The organism is Bacillus sp. DU-106 (genome assembly GCF_004799705.1).
In the GTDB taxonomy this organism is placed as follows: Bacteria; Bacillota; Bacilli; order Bacillales; family Bacillaceae_G; genus Bacillus_A; species Bacillus_A cereus.
In genome coordinates this window covers 1517840-1537799 of record NZ_CP026607.1, presented here as the reverse complement: position 1 = coordinate 1537799, position 19960 = coordinate 1517840, and the positions used below count along the sequence as shown (strand labels likewise).

The window sequence follows — 19960 nt, the reverse complement described above, 5'->3', positions numbered from 1 at the left end:
CCTTATCTAGACATTTAAATCATTATTACGAAATCAACTTGTACATGTTTCCCTTTATTTGTCACACACATATGTTATTTTGACCAAGACTATATTGTAAATGAGGTGACAACATGCCCATTACGAATCGATTTTCTACCACCACTAACGGCGCACTCGCTATTACAGGTAATACTTTAGGCTTAAGTAAAATCAGCAATCAAAACCGTGCTGGTACAATCGGGGCAATTGGTGCATTCGCAACTACGAATACTGCTTTACAAGTAACTACTTTTCCTGCTGGTACAACATTAAACTATACACAAAATAGTTCTACCGCTATTTTAAATATCCCTGCTGGTAGTACTATTCTTTACGCAGAACTCGTTTGGGGTGGAAACTATTTATCTCGTGATCAAAACATTACGAGTGTATTAGGAAACCCAGTTTCTTTTACAACACCTGTTTCAACATACTCGATTACTCCTTCAGCTGTTACGGCTTCAAATCAAACTTTCGTTTCAAACTCTATTACATTTGGCTTTTACACTCGTTCAGCAGACGTAACAACTCTTATTCAAGCGGGAGGTGCTGGTTCCTATACTACAGGAGCGGTTCCTGGACTTGTAGATCCTATAGATGCTTCTAATGGAACAATTAATTCGGCTGGATGGACGCTTATCGTCGCTTATCAAAACGGGACATTGCCAGCAAGAAACTTAACCATTTATGTAGCTGGTAACCGTGTTTCTGCAGAAACTGGTAGTGCCGATGTATCTGTTTCTGGATTTTTAACACCTTCAGGAGGACCAGTAAGCGGGAGATTATTTTTAAGTTCTACCGAAGGAGATGCAGATTTAACCGGGGATCAAGCTTTATTTGGACCAAATTTCAGTTCATTAAATGCTTTATCTGGACCAAATAATGCCATAAATAATTTCTTCGGTTCTCAAGTTAATAATGCTGCAGGAAACTTAGATACAACTGGGACATTTGGAACGCGAAATCAAAGTGCTTCTACAGGTACAAACATTTCCGCAGGAAGACAGGGCTGGGATATTACTTCTATTGATATTTCTCCTTATTTAACAAACTCACAAGTATCCGCTGCAATCCGTTTAACTACTAACGGAGATGCATATATGTTAAATACAGTCGGCTTACAAATTAATATAAACTCCCCAAATATACAAGCAACGAAAAGCGTAAATAAAAGTGTTGCTGCAATTGGAGATATTCTCACTTATACAGTTACTATCCCTAACACCGGGCTTCTTCCTGCCAATAACGCTATTTTTATAGATAGTCTCCCTAATGGTACTTCTTTTATACCCGGCACTGTAACAGTAGATAACGTACCACAAACAAATGCAAATCCTGCGGCTGGTATATCTCTTGGAACAATTAATAATGGTGCTTCTCGTATAGTAACTTTCCAAGCTACTGTCGTTTCTCTTCCAAGTCAAAATCCTATCTCTAACACTGCTAATATTACATTTCAATATACACCAATCGCCGGAGGAACAACTTTTAATGGTCTTGCAACAAGTAACTCTGCTGGAACACAAATTAACCTTGCAGATATTAATGGAACAAAATCAGTTAACAAACTTTTTACCGATATTGGTGAAACATTAACTTACAGTATTGCCTTAGCTAATATAGGAAATATCGCTGCAACGAATGTGATATATACGGATCCGATTCCTAGCGGGACTACTTTCATTCCAGGGAGTGTAACTGTGAACGGAGTTACTCAAGCTGGCGCAAATCCCGCTAATGGTATAACAATTGGTTCAATTGCCGCAAATTCCACTACTACTATTTCATTCCAAGTGCTCGTTCCTTCTATCCCTCAAACAAACCCAATATTAAATAGTGGAACAACAACATATCAATACATTCCTGTACCTAATCAACCAGCAGTAAGTGGGACTGATACGACAAATATTGTCTCCACTCAAGTGAATAATGCTACTGTAACAATGACGAAAGCAGTAGATAAAAATTTTGCAGATATTGGTGATACACTAACGTACACCGTTTCCTTTACAGGTACAGGTAATACAAATGCGAACAATGTTATTTTTACAGATGTCATCCCTACTGGAACAACTTTCGTTCTAAACAGTTTAACAATAGATGGCACGACACAAGTGGGTGCAAATCCCGCTACCGGCGTGAACATTGGATCCATAACAAGCGGCACAACAAAAAATGTTGCATTTCAAGTAGTAGTAAACACAATACCCACGTCAAATGTCGTATCTAACGGATCAAGCGCTTCTTATCAATATACTGTCAATCCTAGCCAATCACCTGTTACAAAAAATATTTCTTCGAATCTCGTTTCCACTCAAATTAACAATGCGAATGTAACATTAACAAAATCAACAAATAAACAATTTGCTACAATTGGCGAAACAATAAGTTATACAATCCTTATTACAAACAGTGGAAATACAGCCGCTAATAACGTGCAACTAACAGATCCACTTCCAAACGGAACGATATTGACTCCTGGTACTGTAACACTAAACGGAGTTTTACAAAATGTAGATTCTCTCGTTGCTTTACCTATCGGCACAATTCCTGGTGGGTCTACTGTTACCCTTTCTTTCCAAGTAACAGTCATCAATATTACGACCCAAAATCCTATCATTAATAACGCCTTCGCTTCTTATCTATATACTGTAAATCCAAGTTTGCCACCGACTTCAAAAACAGCAAATTCTAATTCTGTTACATCAACAATTAGACTAGCAAATCTCCGTGCTAATAAATCTGTAGATAAAACGTTTGCGGAAGTTGGCGATGTATTAACTTACACCTTCGCTCTTACGAACGATGGGAATGTTGCAGCAAACAATGTATTACTATCTGATTTAATTGCGAATGGAACCGCCTTTGTCCCAAACAGCGTTATAGTTAACAGTGTTACTCAGCCAGGCGTTACACCAGCTAGCATCAATATTGGTAGCATCAATGCTAATACTACAATTACAGCTTCATTCCAAGTAGTAATAACTAGCATTCCAAATCCAAACCCTATTTCAAATAGCGCTTCCATCTCCTATAACTTTATCGTTGATCCAAACGCTTCACCTGTAAGTAAGAACACTACTTCAACTACTACATTTACTCAAGTAAACGATGCAAATGTCATTTCAGCCAAAACAGTGGACCGAGCGTTCGCTACCGTAGGGGATATATTAACTTATACTGTTACTTTGACGAATGCAGGAAGTGTTTCTGCTGATAGTCCTACTTTCGTAGATACGAATCCAGACGGTACTACCTTTATCCCAAACACTTTTCTTATTAATGGTGTACTCCAAAATAACGCAGATCCAAATATAGGTGTTCCACTACCTTCCATTGCTGCTAATGGCTCACTTACTGTCTCTTATCAAGTAACCGTCACCTCTTTACCAACACAAAACCCAACATTAAATTCATCTAGTACACAGTATAGCTTTATTCTAAATCCGGGCGATCCACCAACTATAGAAACATCTGTAAGTAATACTGTAAGTACACAAATTAATTTAGCAAATGTAGTGATTGTCAAAGAAGTAGATTTAACTATCGCCGATGTCGGGCAACCAATCACATATACAATTTCTTTAGCTAATCTTGGCAATACTACAGCAAATAATGTTATTGTTACCGATATAATCCCTAATGGCTCCACTATCGTACCAAATAGTATTTTTATAGGTGGTACTTTACAACAAAGTGCAGACCCTAGTACCGGTCTTCAAGTCGGCTCCATTCCTTCAGGTGGTTTTACAACGATTGTTTTTCAAATAAGTGCAAATGGGCTACCTTCACCAAACCCAATTCAAAACATTGCTTCACTTCAATATAGCTTTATCGCTGATCCAAACTTACCTGCTCTCGTTAGAAACACTGCTAGCAATATAGTAACTACACAAATTAATACTGCTAATATCGTTGCTACAAAACTCACAAGCACAAACTTCGCTGATGTTGGTGATGTCATACTATATGCAACTATTTTAACAAATAACGGGAATATCTCTGCTGCTAATGTAACGTTTACAGATATCATTCCAGCGGGTACCCTCTTCATTCCTAATACTGTAACGATTAATAATGTCCCTGTAGCTAACGCAAATCCTGCCACTGGCATTTCAATTGGTACGATAGGAGCGAATTCATCACGCACCGTTGCATTTCAAGTTTTTGTACCAACTATCCCTGCTGTAAACCCAATTACAAATCAATCAAGCACAACATTCCAATATACGTATGATCCATCCAAACCTGCTGTGATGCAGATGGTTGCTTCTAACACTGTACAGACAACTATTAATAACGCCTCAATTGCCGCTACTAAATCTGCAGATAAACAGTTTGCTAACGTAAATGATATTATTACGTACACGACTACTTTAACGAATAACGGGAACACACTTGCATCAAATGTAATATTTACAGATGTAATTCCAAACGGAACATCGTTTATTCCTAATAGTGTTACTGTAAATGGGAATACACTGCCTAATGTCAATCCAGCAAGCGGAATTGCAATCGACCCAATAAATCCGAATGCAAATACAATCATCTCATTCCAAGTACAAGTAAATTCTATCCCGAATCCAAATCCAATCCCGAACCAAAATAATACAACGTACCAGTATGTCGTAGATCCTAACTTACCTCCAGCATCCGCCAATACGTTAAGTAACGTAATAACAACTCAAATTAATAACGCTACTATTGTCGCTACTAAGTCTGTGAATACACCGACAGCTGCAATTGGTGATATTGTTACTTATACGATTGCAGTAACAAATACAGGTAATATCCCTGCTAGTGCAACTGTTTTAACAGATGGGCTTGGCGCAGGAGCTTCATTTATCCAAAACTCCGTAACGATCAATAATGTTCCACAACTAGGATTAGATCCATCACTTGGTGTTCACTTGGCAGATATTTCGCCAGGAGATACTGTATTCATTACTTTTCAAGCACAAATTTTAGCGATACCACCTAGTGGCACATTAACAAATAATGCTCTTGTAAATTATGAATATACCGTAAATCCAAACCAATCTCCTGCTGTTGGTAGCACTGTAACAAATACAACAGTTACACCAATTATTGACGCTACTTTAGTAATAAATAAAAGCGCTAGTACAACTTTCGCTACAATTGGTGATACAATTACATTCACTTCAGCTGTTACAAACAACGGAAATACTACTGCGAACAACATTATTTTTACTGATACAATTCCAAACGGTACTACCTTTATCCCAAATAGCTTTAAGATAAATGGTGTAACCGTTCCGAATGCAAATCCACAAAACGGTATCAATATTGGTAACTTAAATTCAAATGCATCTGCTACACTCAGTTTTCAAGTAAACATTACAACACTTCCAAACCCTAATCCAATCCCGAATAAATCATCGCTTCAATATAGCTTTATTGTAGATATAAATGAACCGCCAGTTTCACGAACGGTTCAATCTAATAAAACCTTTACACAAGTAAATACTGCTTCTGTTATCGCAACAAAAACTGCAAGCAGTGCTTTTGCTGCTGTTGGAGATACAATTACGTATACAACTACCCTCACCAATAGCGGAAATACTGCCGCAAACACACCTGTTTTTATCGATATATTACCACCTGAACTTTCATTCGTTCCTGATAGCGTACAAATTAATACCATCCCACAACTTGGATTTAGACCAGATAGCGGGATTTCTTTAGACTCAATTCCAGTTGGAGGAACGACAACAATTAGCTTTCAAGCTATCGTTGGCTCAATACCAGTTACAAATCCAACTTTGAACCAGTCTAGCACGACATACTCGATCATTGTTGATCCTACCCAGCCGCCGGTGACAGAAACAGCTACAAGTAATCCAACTTTAGTTCAAATTAACGAAGCGATTATTCAAGCAACGAAAAGTGTGGATCGGCTATTTTCTGACATAGCACCTGGAAATTCATTTTTAACGTATACAGTTTTATTAGAAAATGTAGGAAACACAACTGCTACGAATATCATTTTTACAGATCCGATTCCAAATAACACAGTATTTATAGAAGATAGCGTTCGAGTAGGCGGAGTTTTATTACCTGGAGTAAATCCAGCTAACGGGATACCAATTGGAGATATTATTGCAGGAGATTTTATAAATGTTACCTTCCGTGTGCAAGTAGTTAGCATTCCAAATCCAATTTTCACAATTGGACCAGGCGGACCAAACTCACCGGTTGTAAACGGCGCTTCTATTGATTATAAATTTATGACAGGACCTAATTTACCACTTGTTTCACGAAATACGACATCTAATTCTGTTTCGACACAAATAAATTCTGGGGAAATTGTGGCAATCAAATCTGTAGATAAAACTTTCGCAACGATTGGTGATACAATTTCTTATACAATTACATTAAGTAACCCTGGGAATGTCACTTCACAAAATATAATTTTCACGGATACTTTACCTGATGGGACGACATTCATATCTGGCACTCTTACAAACGATTCTGGTACACAGCAAATCGGAAATCCATCTAAAGGGATTCAGATTGGAAATATAAACCCAAATGGAACGGCCGTGATTACTCTCAACGTACTTGTTACAAACATTCCAAGTATAAATCCAATTTCTAATTTTAGTTCTGTACAATTTGCACATGTAGTTGATCCTAGCCAACCTGCCGTAACACAAACGAACGTATCTAATGCTGTTTCGACAACAATTAATAGTGCAATATTAACGACCCAAAAAAGCGTTGATAAATCTATCATTTCTGTTGGAGATACGATTACGTATACAACAACTATTACAAATACAGGAAATACGACTGCAACGAATATAACGTTCACGAGCGCAATTCCAGCTAACACTACCTTTATACCAAACTCAGTCAAAATAAATGGGGTTCAGCAATCTGGTGCGCAACCAGCACTTGGAGTAACTATACCAAATATCGCTCCTGGTGAAACAGTAACCGTTACTTTCCAAGCAAATGTTCTTTCTGTTCCCCCTTCAAGTTCGATTATGGGTAATGACACAATTTTATATTCTTATACTGTCGATCCAAACGGAACTCCTATTACAACTTCTACTTCAACGAATATTGTTACAAACCCGGTACTAGATGCTATGATAACGATGGTAAAATCGGTCGATCAAACAATTGTAACACTAGGTGATACCATTACCTATACAACCATTTTAACGAATAATGGCAATACAAATGCAACGAATATTACTTTCACTGATCTTATTCCAGACGGCACAACGTTCATTCCGAATAGTGTCACAATCAATGGCAGTACACACATCGAACTCGATCCTAATACAGGTATAACAATCGGATCAATTGCTCCTAACAACTCAATATCTATCGCATTTCAAGTTACTGCTACTTCTACACCAAACCAAAATCCTGTAGCCAATTCCGCTACTGCTTCTTACACATTTATCGCTGATCCAAATGCACCGATTGTTTCAAGAAACGTTACTTCAAACACAGTGTTTACTACGATTAATACAGCTAACATTCTTTCATTAAAACAAGTCGATAAATCCTTTAGTCGTATTGGAGACATACTCACTTATACTGTCGTTTTAACAAACAATGGAAACTCATCTGCACAAAATGTTATATTTACAGATACAGTGCCAAGCGTCACTACATTTATTGCAAACACATTTTCTATTAATGGAGTTCCTCAAAGTGGGGCGGATCCATCGAACGGTGTGAATATTGGGACAATAACAGCCGGGACTACAGTAACAGTTTCGTTCCAAGTTACTGTAACATCATTACCAACCCAAAACCCAATTGTAAATTTCTCATCAACATCGTATCAATTAGTCTCACCGCCTGATGCAGAAACTTCAATTAGTAATCCTGTTTCAACCCAAATTAACGAAGCAATATTGTCTATGACGAAAAATGAAAGTGTATCCTTTGCAGATATCGGGCAAACTGCTTTTTATACTACTTCTATTACCAATGTAGGCAATACCGATGCAACTAATATTGTATTCACAGATGCATTACCAAGTGGACTCACATTTGTTCCTAACACATTAACTATCGATGGCGTTTTACAACCTAACGCGGATCCAAATACAGGTGTATTACTTGCAACACTTCCACCAAATGAAATATATAGTATCGTCTTTCAAGTTACAGTAAACAATATTCCCCCTAGTAACCCAGCACCAAATACAGCATCAACGACGTATGAATTTACTGTTGATCCTGTTAATTCTCCCGTTTCAAGTGCAGCTACTTCCAACACTACACTCCTTCAAATAAACAACGCAACTATTATTAGCACCAAAACAGCAGATCTTACTTTTGCGGATGTTGGTAATACAATAACATTTACACTTAACCTTCCTAATACCGGAAATGTGACCGCAACTGATGTAACTATTATCGATATTCTTGATAGCAATTTAAGTTTCGTTCCAAATAGTTTCACAGCTAATGGGCAAACCATTCCAAACGCCGATTTATCAACTGGTGTAAATATTGGTTCCATTAATGGTGGTAATACGGCAATCGTTACATTCCAAGCAACTGTTATTACACTTCCAACACTTAATCCTATTTCTAACTCTGCTTCTACCACATATCATTATGTCGTTGATCCTAGCCAGCCACTTATTACAACTTCCAATCAATCTAATACAACGACCACACAAATTAATAGCGCTATCCTTACTGCACAAAAAAATTCAAATGTATCTACGGTAGATATCGGGCAGGATATTACCTACACCGTTACAATTACAAATAGCGGAAATGTAAGTGCAACAAATGTTATTTTTACCGACCTTATTCCAGACGGAACTTCCTTTGAACCGAATAGCTTTACACTGAACGGAACTAGCATCCCAAATGCAGATATCATTACAGGCGTTCCAATCGGTGATATCGCGCCAAACGAATCTGTCATCGTAGCATTTAACATTATCGCCAATGAAATTCCGCCTATAAATCCAATTACTAATCAAGCTAGCGTTAGCTTTCAACATATCGTTAATCCAGCTAATCCCCCAGTTTCAAAAAATATTATTTCTAACAACGTTACAACAAAAATTGAAAGTGCTATTTTAAATACTATTAAAATAGGAGATAAAACTTTTGCAACGATTGGTGATACGATTACGTATACAACGACTATTACGAACACAGGCAATATTCCTGCTAACAACGCTATATTCTCAGACCCTTTACCATCGTGGACACAATTTGTTGCAGGATCAGTTATTGTTGATGGCACTCCATTACCATCCGCTTCTATCATTGACGGCGTTGGCATAAATACAATAACTCCAAATCAAATCGTAACAATCGTATTCCAAGTTCAAATTGTAAGCAATCCAACAACGTTCACACCTGAACTCCAAAACTTAGGATTTGTTAACTTCCAATATAACGTAGGCAATGCATTACTGGCTCAACCTGGCAATGTGGAAACGAATGTCTTCGTTACTTCTATTAATACAGCAATACTTTCAGCTGTAAAAACTGCTAATACAGCCTTTGCAAATATTGGAGATACGATCACTTATACAGTTTTGATTCAAAATAGCGGCAATACAAACGCTACGAATGTAAATTTCTCAGACCCAGTTCCAGCAGGAACAACCTTTGTTGAAAATAGTTTTGCTGTAAATGGAAGTACCATTCCAGGTGCAAATCCAAATAACGGAGTGAATATCGGAACAATTAGCTCGGATAGTTCCTTAACCGTTACTTTCCAAGTCATAGTTACATCAACTCCACCTTCAAATCCGATTACAAACGTAGCATCTATTCAATACACATTCATCGTTGATCCGGCCTCTCCTCCTGTTACAGGCACGATAAATTCTAATAGCGCTTCAACACAAATTAATAACGCGACTGTTACAACTGTTTTACAAGCAAATCGTTCAATTGTGTCTATCGGGGATGTAATTACGTATACAGCAACATTAACGAATACTGGAAACTTCCCTGCAAACTCTGTATTACTCATTAACGGAGTTCCTGAAGGAGCATTATTTGTTCCAAATAGTGTTACGCTCAACGGGATTTCACTTCCAGATGCAAGTCCAACTCTCGGTATTCCCGTTGGTATTATCGCACCAGGTGATTCCGCTACTATTACGTTCCAATTTCTTGCAAGTTCTATTCCACCACAAGGAGCAATTATAAATCAAGCACTTACAAGTTACACGTATATTGTCGATCCAAGTCAACCTCCTGTTACAGCAACCTCCTCGTCTAATACGGTTAATACAGCTGTTGTTGATGCATCATTATCCGTAATTAAAAGTACAGATTCTCTCGTACAATCTACTGACGGTACAATCACTTACACAGTAGTCGTTCAAAATAACGGAAATACTACTGCAAATACAGTTACTTTAACAGATTTGGTCCCCGAAGGAACTGCCTTTATTCCGAATAGCGTAACTATTAATAGCGTTTCCGTTCCAGATGCTGATCCTAACGTAGGAATACCATTAAACTCCATCACACCGTCAGAAATCGTCACTGTAACATTCCAGGTTATCGTTCAATCTATTCCAAGCGTAAACCCAATTTCTAATACAGCCCGTATTGACTATACTTTTATCACCGATCCAACTGCTCCTATCGTCTCTCGAACAATTACGTCTAATCCTGCTTTCACACAAATTTCGGATGCGACTATCCTTTCTTTAAAAGCAGTCAATGCACCGCAAGCAACAACAGGTGATATTTTGACTTACACAATAACACTAGAAAATACCGGAAATATTCCAGCTACGAATCTCATATTTTCAGATACGATCCCCCAAGATACTACATTCGTAGAAAATAGTTTTACACTTAACGGAACAACTATACTTGATGCCAATCCAAATGTAGGTGTTACTTTACCTACCTTAGCAGCAAACGCTACTCACCTTATTTCGTTCCAAATTCTTATTAACGATTCATTCTCCCAAGAATCGATTACAAATCAATCCAATACAACATATACAATCCAACCAGACCCAGGGCAACCGCCTATTACTGAAACATCTACTAGTAATATCGTTATTACAAATTTCGTGCAAGCACAATTGGCAATTACAAAAACATCCAATCCAACAACTGTAGATATCGGTGGAACTATACTTTATATTTCTGAAGTGAAAAATATCGGTAATGTTGACGCAATAAATATTAATTTCACAGATTCTATCCCTGCTGGGACTACATTCGTTCCCGATAGTGTCACAATTAATGGTGTCCTTCAGCCAGGTGTAAATCCTGAAAACGGAATACCGATTGGAACAATTCCAGCAAACAGTTCCAAAACGATACTATTTCAAGTGCAAACAAATAATCCACCGAATGAAACTGAAATTGTAAATCAATCTTCAGCAACTTACCAATATGTAAGTATTCCTACAGCCCCACCAGTAAATCGCTCTGCAAATTCTAACATTGTTACAACATCACTTCAAAATGCAAATATTATTTCTGTTAAAAGTGCGGATGTAAATTTCGTATCAATCGGGCAAATGATTACCTACACAAATACACTTCAAAATATAGGAACCGTTCCGGCTAACAATATCGTGTTCATTGATAACATTCCAGAAGATACTATATTCATTGAAGATAGCTTAGCAATAAATAATGTAATTCAGCCTGGCGTGAATCCTGAAAACGGAGTAACTCTCGGCACGATACAACCAAATGAAACAGTCACTATTTCATTCCAAGTACAACTTACAAATATACCAGAGGGCAATACAGTCATTAATATTTCAGACACTTCGTACGAATACCAAATTGACCCTAGTTCTCCAATTATTCAGCGTAGATCGTTATCAAATGCAGTAAATACTGAAGTGCGAACGGCAAATGTTAGTGCAATTAAATCCGCTAACAGATCCATTACACGTATCGGTCAAATCATCACATATACAGTCGCAGTTACAAACGCCGGTACAATACCTATTACAAATACTCTCCTACTTGACGCAATTGCTTCTGGCACCACATTCGTTCCAAATAGCATTCTTGTAGATGGCGTACCAAGACCTAACGAAAATCCAATTACCGGTATCAATCTTGATATAATTCTTCCAAATAATACGATTATTGTTACGTTCCAAGTAAGCGTAGTTTCTATACCGCCACAAAATAACATTAATAATATCGCCGTCATTCACTATGAGTATCGACCAGACCCAAGCACACCACCAATTTCAGAAACGACCTCTTCCAATGCTACAAACATACAATTTATTGATGCTATTCTTATTGCTACAAAATCTGCTAATACTGTATTAGCTACTATTGATGAAACCATTGAATATACAGTATTCATTCAAAATAATGGATCGGCTACAACTAACTCCATCTTTTTTACAGATACTATAGCAGATGGAACAGTATTTATTCCAGGAAGTGTAATAGTTAATAATACTGTACTTCCTGCAGCAGATCCGAATATCGGCTTTTCCATTCCTAATGTCGCAGCAGGTCAAATGGCTACAATAACATTCCAAGTTTCCGTTACGAATTTACCTACTGTAAATCCAACACCTAATACTGCAAACATCGCCTACGACTTTATTTTCAATCCTGACTTTGCACCAATTCAAAAATCTACTACTTCCAATACTACTTTCGTTCAAATTAATGATGCTGATATCGTTTCACTTAAAACTGTTGATTTAACCTCTGTAACGATTGGTGACATTTTAACTTATACAACAACTTTAACGAATACAGGGAATACGGATGCCACTGCTGTTGTATTTACAGACAATATACCTGATGGAACAACCTTTATTGACGGTAGCGTTTTAGTAAATAACATTCCTCAGCTTAACGCCAACCCAAGTGTAGGTATACTTGTGGGAACGATTGCTCCTAACATTTCTATCCCAGTCACATTTTCTGTTACCGTCGTAGCTCTTCCTGCTAGCGGTCATGTTCAAAATCAATCAACTTCTCGTTATACAATAAACGTGGAAGAACAAATATCGACTAGCAATATTACCTTCACTGAAGTTATTTCCGCTAATGTAATTGCGACAAAAACAACACCTATCCAATATGCTGACTTACAAACTATCATCCCTTATACAATTTCCATCATAAATAACGGAAATATACAAGTCGAAAACATTATTGTTACAGATATTATCCCAGCAAATACGAGCTTTATAGAGAATAGTGTTATCGTGAACGGCAACGCTCGGCCAAATGACAATCCTCTTAACGGTATACAAATTGATACCATTCCACCTAATACGACAGCAACTATTCTATTCCAAGTAAGGGTTACTTCGATTCCACAAACAAATCCAATCTCTAACACGAGTACAATTGAATATGAATACACGTTACCAGATCGACCACCTATTACCGAAACTATTATTTCATCAGCTGCCGCAACAGAAATTAATCACGCAAATTTGAATAGTAATAAAGCTGTTGACCTTGCATTTGCAACGGTTGGTGATACGTTAACGTATACGATTACACTAAATCAAACCGGTAATGTTGCAGTAAATGATGTAATCATTCAAGATATTATTCCTCAAGGTACTACGTTTATAGAAAATAGCGTCATTGTAAACGGAGAAACTCTTCCAGGAGTGAATCCAGTAAGCGGCATACCAATTGGTACTATAACTATTGGTGAAGATGCTATCGTTTCATTCCAAGTAACTGTGACTTCTATTCCAACACCAAATGAACTAAACAACAACGCAATTACTACTTTTAACTATATAGTCAACCCAAATAACGTACCTGTTACAAATACGACTACAACAAACACCGTCACAACTACTGTCCAAAATGATAATGTCATTGCGATAAAAGCTGTTGATTTCACAAGTGCCTTACCCGGTCAAACTTTAACGTATACCATCACGATTACTAATAATGGTAATATCATTATCGAAGACCTTCTTTTAGTAGACACAGCACCAGCAGATACGACATTTGTTATTGGTAGTGTTACGATTAACGGAATCAATCAACCTAATGCGAATCCGGAAAATGGTATTACGTTAGGAAATCTTGCTCCAAATGAATCTATTATTATTACATTCCAAGTGACAATTTCTTCTTCTACTCTTCAATCTACAATCAATAACGATGCTACTATTTCCTATACGCCTATTGTCGGTCCAATCCAACCACCTATTACGATTACAAAGCAAATAAATACAGTTACAAAGCAAACAAATACCGTTACAACGACAGTCGTTGATCCGATGGTTGACATTGAAAAAACAGCTGACAAATCTATTGTCGTTATAGGAGATATCATTACATTCACATTAGCGGTATTTAATCACTCCCCAATTCCGACAATCAGTACTTCTGTTATAGACAGCATTCCAGCTGGTACAACATTTATAGAAAACAGCGTAACAATTAACGGTACTCCCGTTACAAATGTTCGTCCAGACACTGGTATTAATATCGGCTCTTTACCTGCAGATTCAGTAGCAACTATAACATTTCAAGTTCTCGTAACTTCTATTCCTTCAAACAGTACAATTATAAATTCTGCAACAGTTACCGCTGCCTTTCAATTGACACCACAGGATCCAATTATTACTTTCATTGTTAATTCAAATATTGTTCGTATACCAATTCAATTTATAACTGCAACAGTCACGAAAAATGCTTCCGTCAGCTCAGCTTATTTAAATCAATATTTTGATTACACGGTACGTATTACCAATAATTCCAAAATTTCACTCTCGAATATTTCTTTACAAGATACCATTCCAGCAGGTTTACAATTTATAAACGGCACTGTCTTTATTAACGGTGAACGCTCTCCACTAGCGAATCCGAATATCGGTTTCCTAGTTGCCACTAATTTGGAACCAAACGAAACAATTATCGTATTATTCACAGTACAAGTAATAAGTCCACCTGTTAATAATGAATTTAAAAATACGGCCAATATTTCGTTACAACTTCAAGTCTCGCCTACCGACCCACCAATTACAGTAACCGTTACAAGTAACGAAAACATCGTCACTTTTTTTCCAGAAAATCCAGATGAAACACTTCCAAATTTAAATTGCTTCTTTGACGGTGAACGCTTCATTCGCATTACTCCTCGAAATATACGAAATTACCTTTGGACTTGGATTTGGTGGAAGTAATTGAAACAAAAAAGAGATTGTAGTTTGGTTGAAACCAAATTACAATCTCTTTTTCATTACCTATATCCCACTACGTTGTAACTCGTCCAAGGATATACAATTAAACAACATCTCAAGTTATCTTAGTCGTAATAAGTTGGCCAGCTTCATTAATAGTAACTTTCCATTTCACTCCACTAGCAGTCTTCATGATTATACCTTTACTTGCCTCTATTTCAATATCTCCAAACATTCTTCCGCCAGTTGTCGCTAACCAAGCGTTCCCATTTTCCATAGAAGACCTTGCAAAAATACGATTAATTCGAAAACGCTTATGATCTTGAGAATAACCACTTAATGTAATTCTAACTTTATATAACTGACTCGCCTTCATATTCGATATAATTGTATCGCCAACATTTAATGGAACATCCAACGCGATAACCCAACTTCCAGTTGCGCTTAATGCATATTCAATTTTAATTTTCTTTGGGCTCTCTCCCCACCCAAAATACATTCCAAAACAATTTAACATTTGTATTGGTTTTTTCGTAAAATCCAGTTCAATTACAACTGGATTACTATCTGGAACGTCAATATAGTTTACACTTTGTTCATCTATTAAATTAAAGCAATTTGCGAGATTCCCCCCGTAAGGCACTTTCCCACTTACTTGCTTAATCGTATACTTCTGCTGAGCATTTACTAAAATATCATCTTGATTCCCTATTAAATGTGGTTTATTTAACGTAATCGGTAACTGAATTCGAAGAGATTCTTCATAGGTAGACTTACAAACATTGTATTGTCCTTTATCTACAATAGTTGTAGAAAGTAAATTTGAAAAAAGGTAGTTACGATGCGAATTAGAAGAAAATTCAATGACAATTTGTTCACTACTCATCCGGTACGTATCCCAAATCATACAATCAAATGTATTATACGCACCTGAGCAACGAATTGCTTTTTTCGTTTGTTGTCTACATTGCACTTGAATATCATGAAACGTATTTCCTGAACTTTCATTTGGCAAATCACTATTTCCATCTACTTCAATCCCATACACACATCCATCAATAAATATTGATTGAAATACATTAGCATTAATCCAGCAAGGTGTATTGATATCATCTATATACTCTGTTTTCAAATATATTGCAGTTTGAAAGTTTTTAATTTGAATAAATTTAACTTGAAAGAAACTAATATAATCCCATGCCTTTTGACAATAAAAATGTATAGCTTTTCCTTTATACGATGGAGTTGTATTTATTATATTTATATTTGATATAACAGATTGATTAGGTACTTCGATTTGTTGTGAACCAGAAACATAAATGACAGCCGATTGAAACAACGGATTTATAACTTGAATAGTACCACCAACTATCGAAGCGTTACTTTGTAGCTCAAATGCATTAAAATCCCCATCAATTTGCAGCGTTACGGTAGGATCCAACTCTAATCTTACGTTTGATTTAATAACAATCGGCTTTACAATTTTGTACGTATTTACCCCTGTAATTCTAACCGTCGAAATTCGATTCGCTACACAATAATCAATAGCTTGCTGAATTGCTAATGAGCTATCATTTCCCGAGTTTGGAACTGCGCCAAAACAATCAATGTGAACGCTACTTTCTGGCGCACAATCTTCTTGGGAAGAAATATATTCTGACAAAATAAATTCACTCCTCATATTACCTTTTTTCATATAATATGTGAGTTCTCTCTTAAAAGTTTCTATAATAAAAAAAACAAACGACCTACCCGGTCATTTGTTTAACTCATATATATTTTTCGTTTCTTCTATCATTTTAGCTAACGAGAAATACCTCACTGCTTTCTCTCGTGCTTTCAATCTAATATCATTTACCCTTTGTTCATCCCCTTGTAGTTCTTCAAGTGCACTTGCGAATTCAGATTCGCAATATTCAGATATTAAAACACCTGATTCTCCATCTATTACCGCTTCATGTATTCCACCAACATCTATTGAAACAATTGGTGTCCCTGTAGCCATCGCTTCAATTACTACCATTGGAAACACTTCACGAAAAGATAATAAAAGTAAAGCATCCATATTCCCTATAAACTCATGCGGCTCTGAAATATTCCCTAGCATCTTCACCCTTTGCTGTAATCCATATTTTTCTATTTCTTTCATAATCGATTCTTTCTCTGGTCCATCACCAGCAATATAAAACATAAAATCATTTCTCTTTTTCAACACATTTGCAATTTTGACAAATAGTTGATGGTTTTTCTCTTTGGATAATCTAGCTAATATCCCTATTTTATATGTAGATTCTTTCTTTTTCTGCTGGAATAAAAACTTTTCAATATCGACACCGTTATAAATTGTATTTATTTTTTCTTCTGCTACATGAATTGAAATTAAATTATTCTTCTCAAACTCACTTACTGTAATAATATTGTTCACATATTTATTCATGAAATAACGAAAAAGCGTTGGCATTTTCTTTTCTAATATCGTTACATTATGTTTCGTATAAACAATTTTCATCTTTTTTTTAATAAACTTTTGAATTAGAAAAGCATATAATACCATTCGCAAACTATTTGCATGAATAAGCTCTATCTTTCGTTTACAAATTTCGTTTCGTAAATAATAAATATTTCTCAAATGATTCCATCGACTAAGTAATATAAAATTTTCTTTTCTAGTAAGAGATTCATATAGTTCTCCATCACCTGCAGCTGTATAAATCTTAAAATCATCATAACGCAAATTACTTTCCAATTTACAAAAATAGCTCTCGGCTCCGCCAGTTATCAATTTATCTGTCATCAACAGTATATTCATAATTGCGTCTTCCCAACTACATTGATTTTATTTTTTTTATAAGCATGATAAGCATACTTACTAAAATAGTAAAAAATTTGCACCGAATTCAGTCGTTCTTGTTCCCTTAACAATTTCCAATACCGGAAAGCTGCTCTAATTTTATTTCTAGAAACAGAATTTGTAACAATTCTATATTTTGCTAACACTTGCTGTATCCCTTTTGCTTCATACCCTTCATGTAATAAGTTCAGCCATAACGCTGTATCTTCCGGCTGTATACTAGGCATTTCGACATATGGAATTTTTTCACGATCAATCATCACTGTTAAACAACCGATAATTGTATTTCCTACTAAATAATGATAGTCAACAGATTTTGGTGCACTCACTTCACGATTTAATTCATTACCGTTTTCATCAATTAAACTATACGACGCATATGAAAAAGCAATATTCATTTCTTCCATAAATAACAATTGTGTCTTCAATTTATGCGGCAACCATATATCATCGCTATCTAAAAAGGCAATGTACCTTCCTCTCGCCTCTTGGATCGCTAAATTCCGAGCTTTAGCAGCACCAACATTTTGTTTTAATGATAATAACCTAATACGTGAGTCTCCTTCTATTATATCTTTAATTTTTGTGGCAGATTGGTCGGTTGAACCGTCATCAACGATAAGCATTTCCCAGTTTTCATACGATTGATTCTGTACAGATAAAATTGTCTCACCTATAAATCGCATACTATTATAAGAAGGTGTTATTACAGAAACATAAGGCGGCTCGTTATGTGCTGATAGACATTTTACCATCTATCTTTCCCCTTCCTTCATATATTGAAATATACTTCACAACAACTGCTAAAAATAAAAAGAAGGCTTCGTTAATAATGAGTGACAATGACATCATCTGAAATATAAATGCAATCATAGTCAATAGAAGATATGGTTTTTCACGAAACAAAGTATGCTGCGCTAGCTTGAACATTAATATGAATAAAAACGCGCTATATAGAAGAAAACCAATTGTACCCGATTCAGACAAGATTTCTAAAAATGTATTGTGTACATATAATTTTTCATTAAATTGATACTCATAATAATTCGAAAAGTTAAAAGCACCGATTCCGATATATGGATTGGATAAATAATATTTAAAAGCAGCTTCCCATAATGTAAATCTACCACTTCCATTATCATGGGAAAAATCAGAAATTCGTTTATTTAATATGTCATCTAATTGCCCCCCCATTACACTATTCGATAAACTAAAAATAACTACACTAAACAATACTAAACTTATAATTATTTTTATTTTTTTAGCGAAACTAGACATACATATATATACAAAAACGACAAGCACAAGCGCTAGTATACCACCCCTTGAAAAAGTTAATAAACTCGTCGTAACACATAAAATTAACCCTAGAATGTTAGTGATATTTTGTAAATTCGTCATATAGTACATAAAAAATATTGTATTATAGAAAATAAAGATGTTAGGATCATCTAGCAATCCAATTAACCGTGGATATCCTCTATCCACTAATAAACCAGCAAAAATTTCTCTCTCTTCTCCACCGTATAAACTAAAGTATTGTAAACCGATTATATAGAGTATTAGACTTACAACATTAAATACTACTCCTACATAAGCAATAGATGATTCAAGTACCACTATTTCAGTATTCCCCAATAAATTCCTCATTATAAAATAGCATCCTAAAACGAGTAGCACGCCAAAAATCATACGAATACTAGCATTTAAATACATAGAAAGAATTCCACTTAAACAATAAATGAAATAAAACAGTAAAAATATAACTTCATGAAAATATAATTTTTGAATATGAAAGTCTTTAATTGTTAAACAAAAATATATGACTAAAAAAATCATATATATCTTCAATGAAAATCCAATATATAAATTGTATTTACTTAACATAACAAATAATATTAGAAGAATAATCCATCCCATCGATACTTTCATATTATTTTCCATA

The 19960-nt window shown here is 35.8% G+C and carries 5 protein-coding genes; 1 reads left to right on the top strand and 4 read right to left on the bottom strand.

Going from position 1 to position 19960, the window contains the following annotated elements:
- The first annotated feature begins 113 nt into the window (after window positions 1-113).
- A complete protein-coding gene (locus C3Y97_RS07935) occupies window positions 114-15167 on the top strand; it encodes a DUF11 domain-containing protein (protein WP_136363248.1) in 15054 nt (5017 codons plus the stop codon).
- Between the two features lie 112 nt (window positions 15168-15279).
- Here C3Y97_RS07935 and C3Y97_RS07930 read toward each other — a convergent pair whose 3' ends face one another.
- The 4 genes from C3Y97_RS07930 to C3Y97_RS07915 form a co-directional block, all read right to left on the bottom strand.
- The gene (locus tag C3Y97_RS07930; RefSeq protein WP_000006056.1) at window positions 15280-16827 is read right to left on the bottom strand and encodes a glycoside hydrolase family protein; all 1548 of its coding nucleotides are present in this window, start codon (window positions 16825-16827) and stop codon (window positions 15280-15282) included.
- A 93-nt stretch (window positions 16828-16920) separates the two neighbouring features.
- A complete protein-coding gene (locus tag C3Y97_RS07925; RefSeq protein ID WP_001023704.1) occupies window positions 16921-17973 on the bottom strand; it encodes a glycosyltransferase family 4 protein in 1053 nt (350 codons plus the stop codon).
- Entirely contained in the window at window positions 17970-18770 is an 801-nt protein-coding gene (locus C3Y97_RS07920; RefSeq protein ID WP_000237687.1) for a glycosyltransferase family 2 protein, read from the bottom strand. The genes C3Y97_RS07925 and C3Y97_RS07920 overlap by 4 nt, the downstream gene beginning before the upstream one ends.
- Window positions 18745-19959 carry an O-antigen ligase family protein gene (locus C3Y97_RS07915; RefSeq protein WP_000429874.1) on the bottom strand — a complete coding sequence of 405 codons (1215 nt, stop codon included), beginning with the start codon at window positions 19957-19959 and terminating at the stop codon, window positions 18745-18747. Before C3Y97_RS07915 ends, C3Y97_RS07920 begins: the two co-directional genes overlap by 26 nt.
- Window position 19960 lies beyond the last annotated feature (1 nt).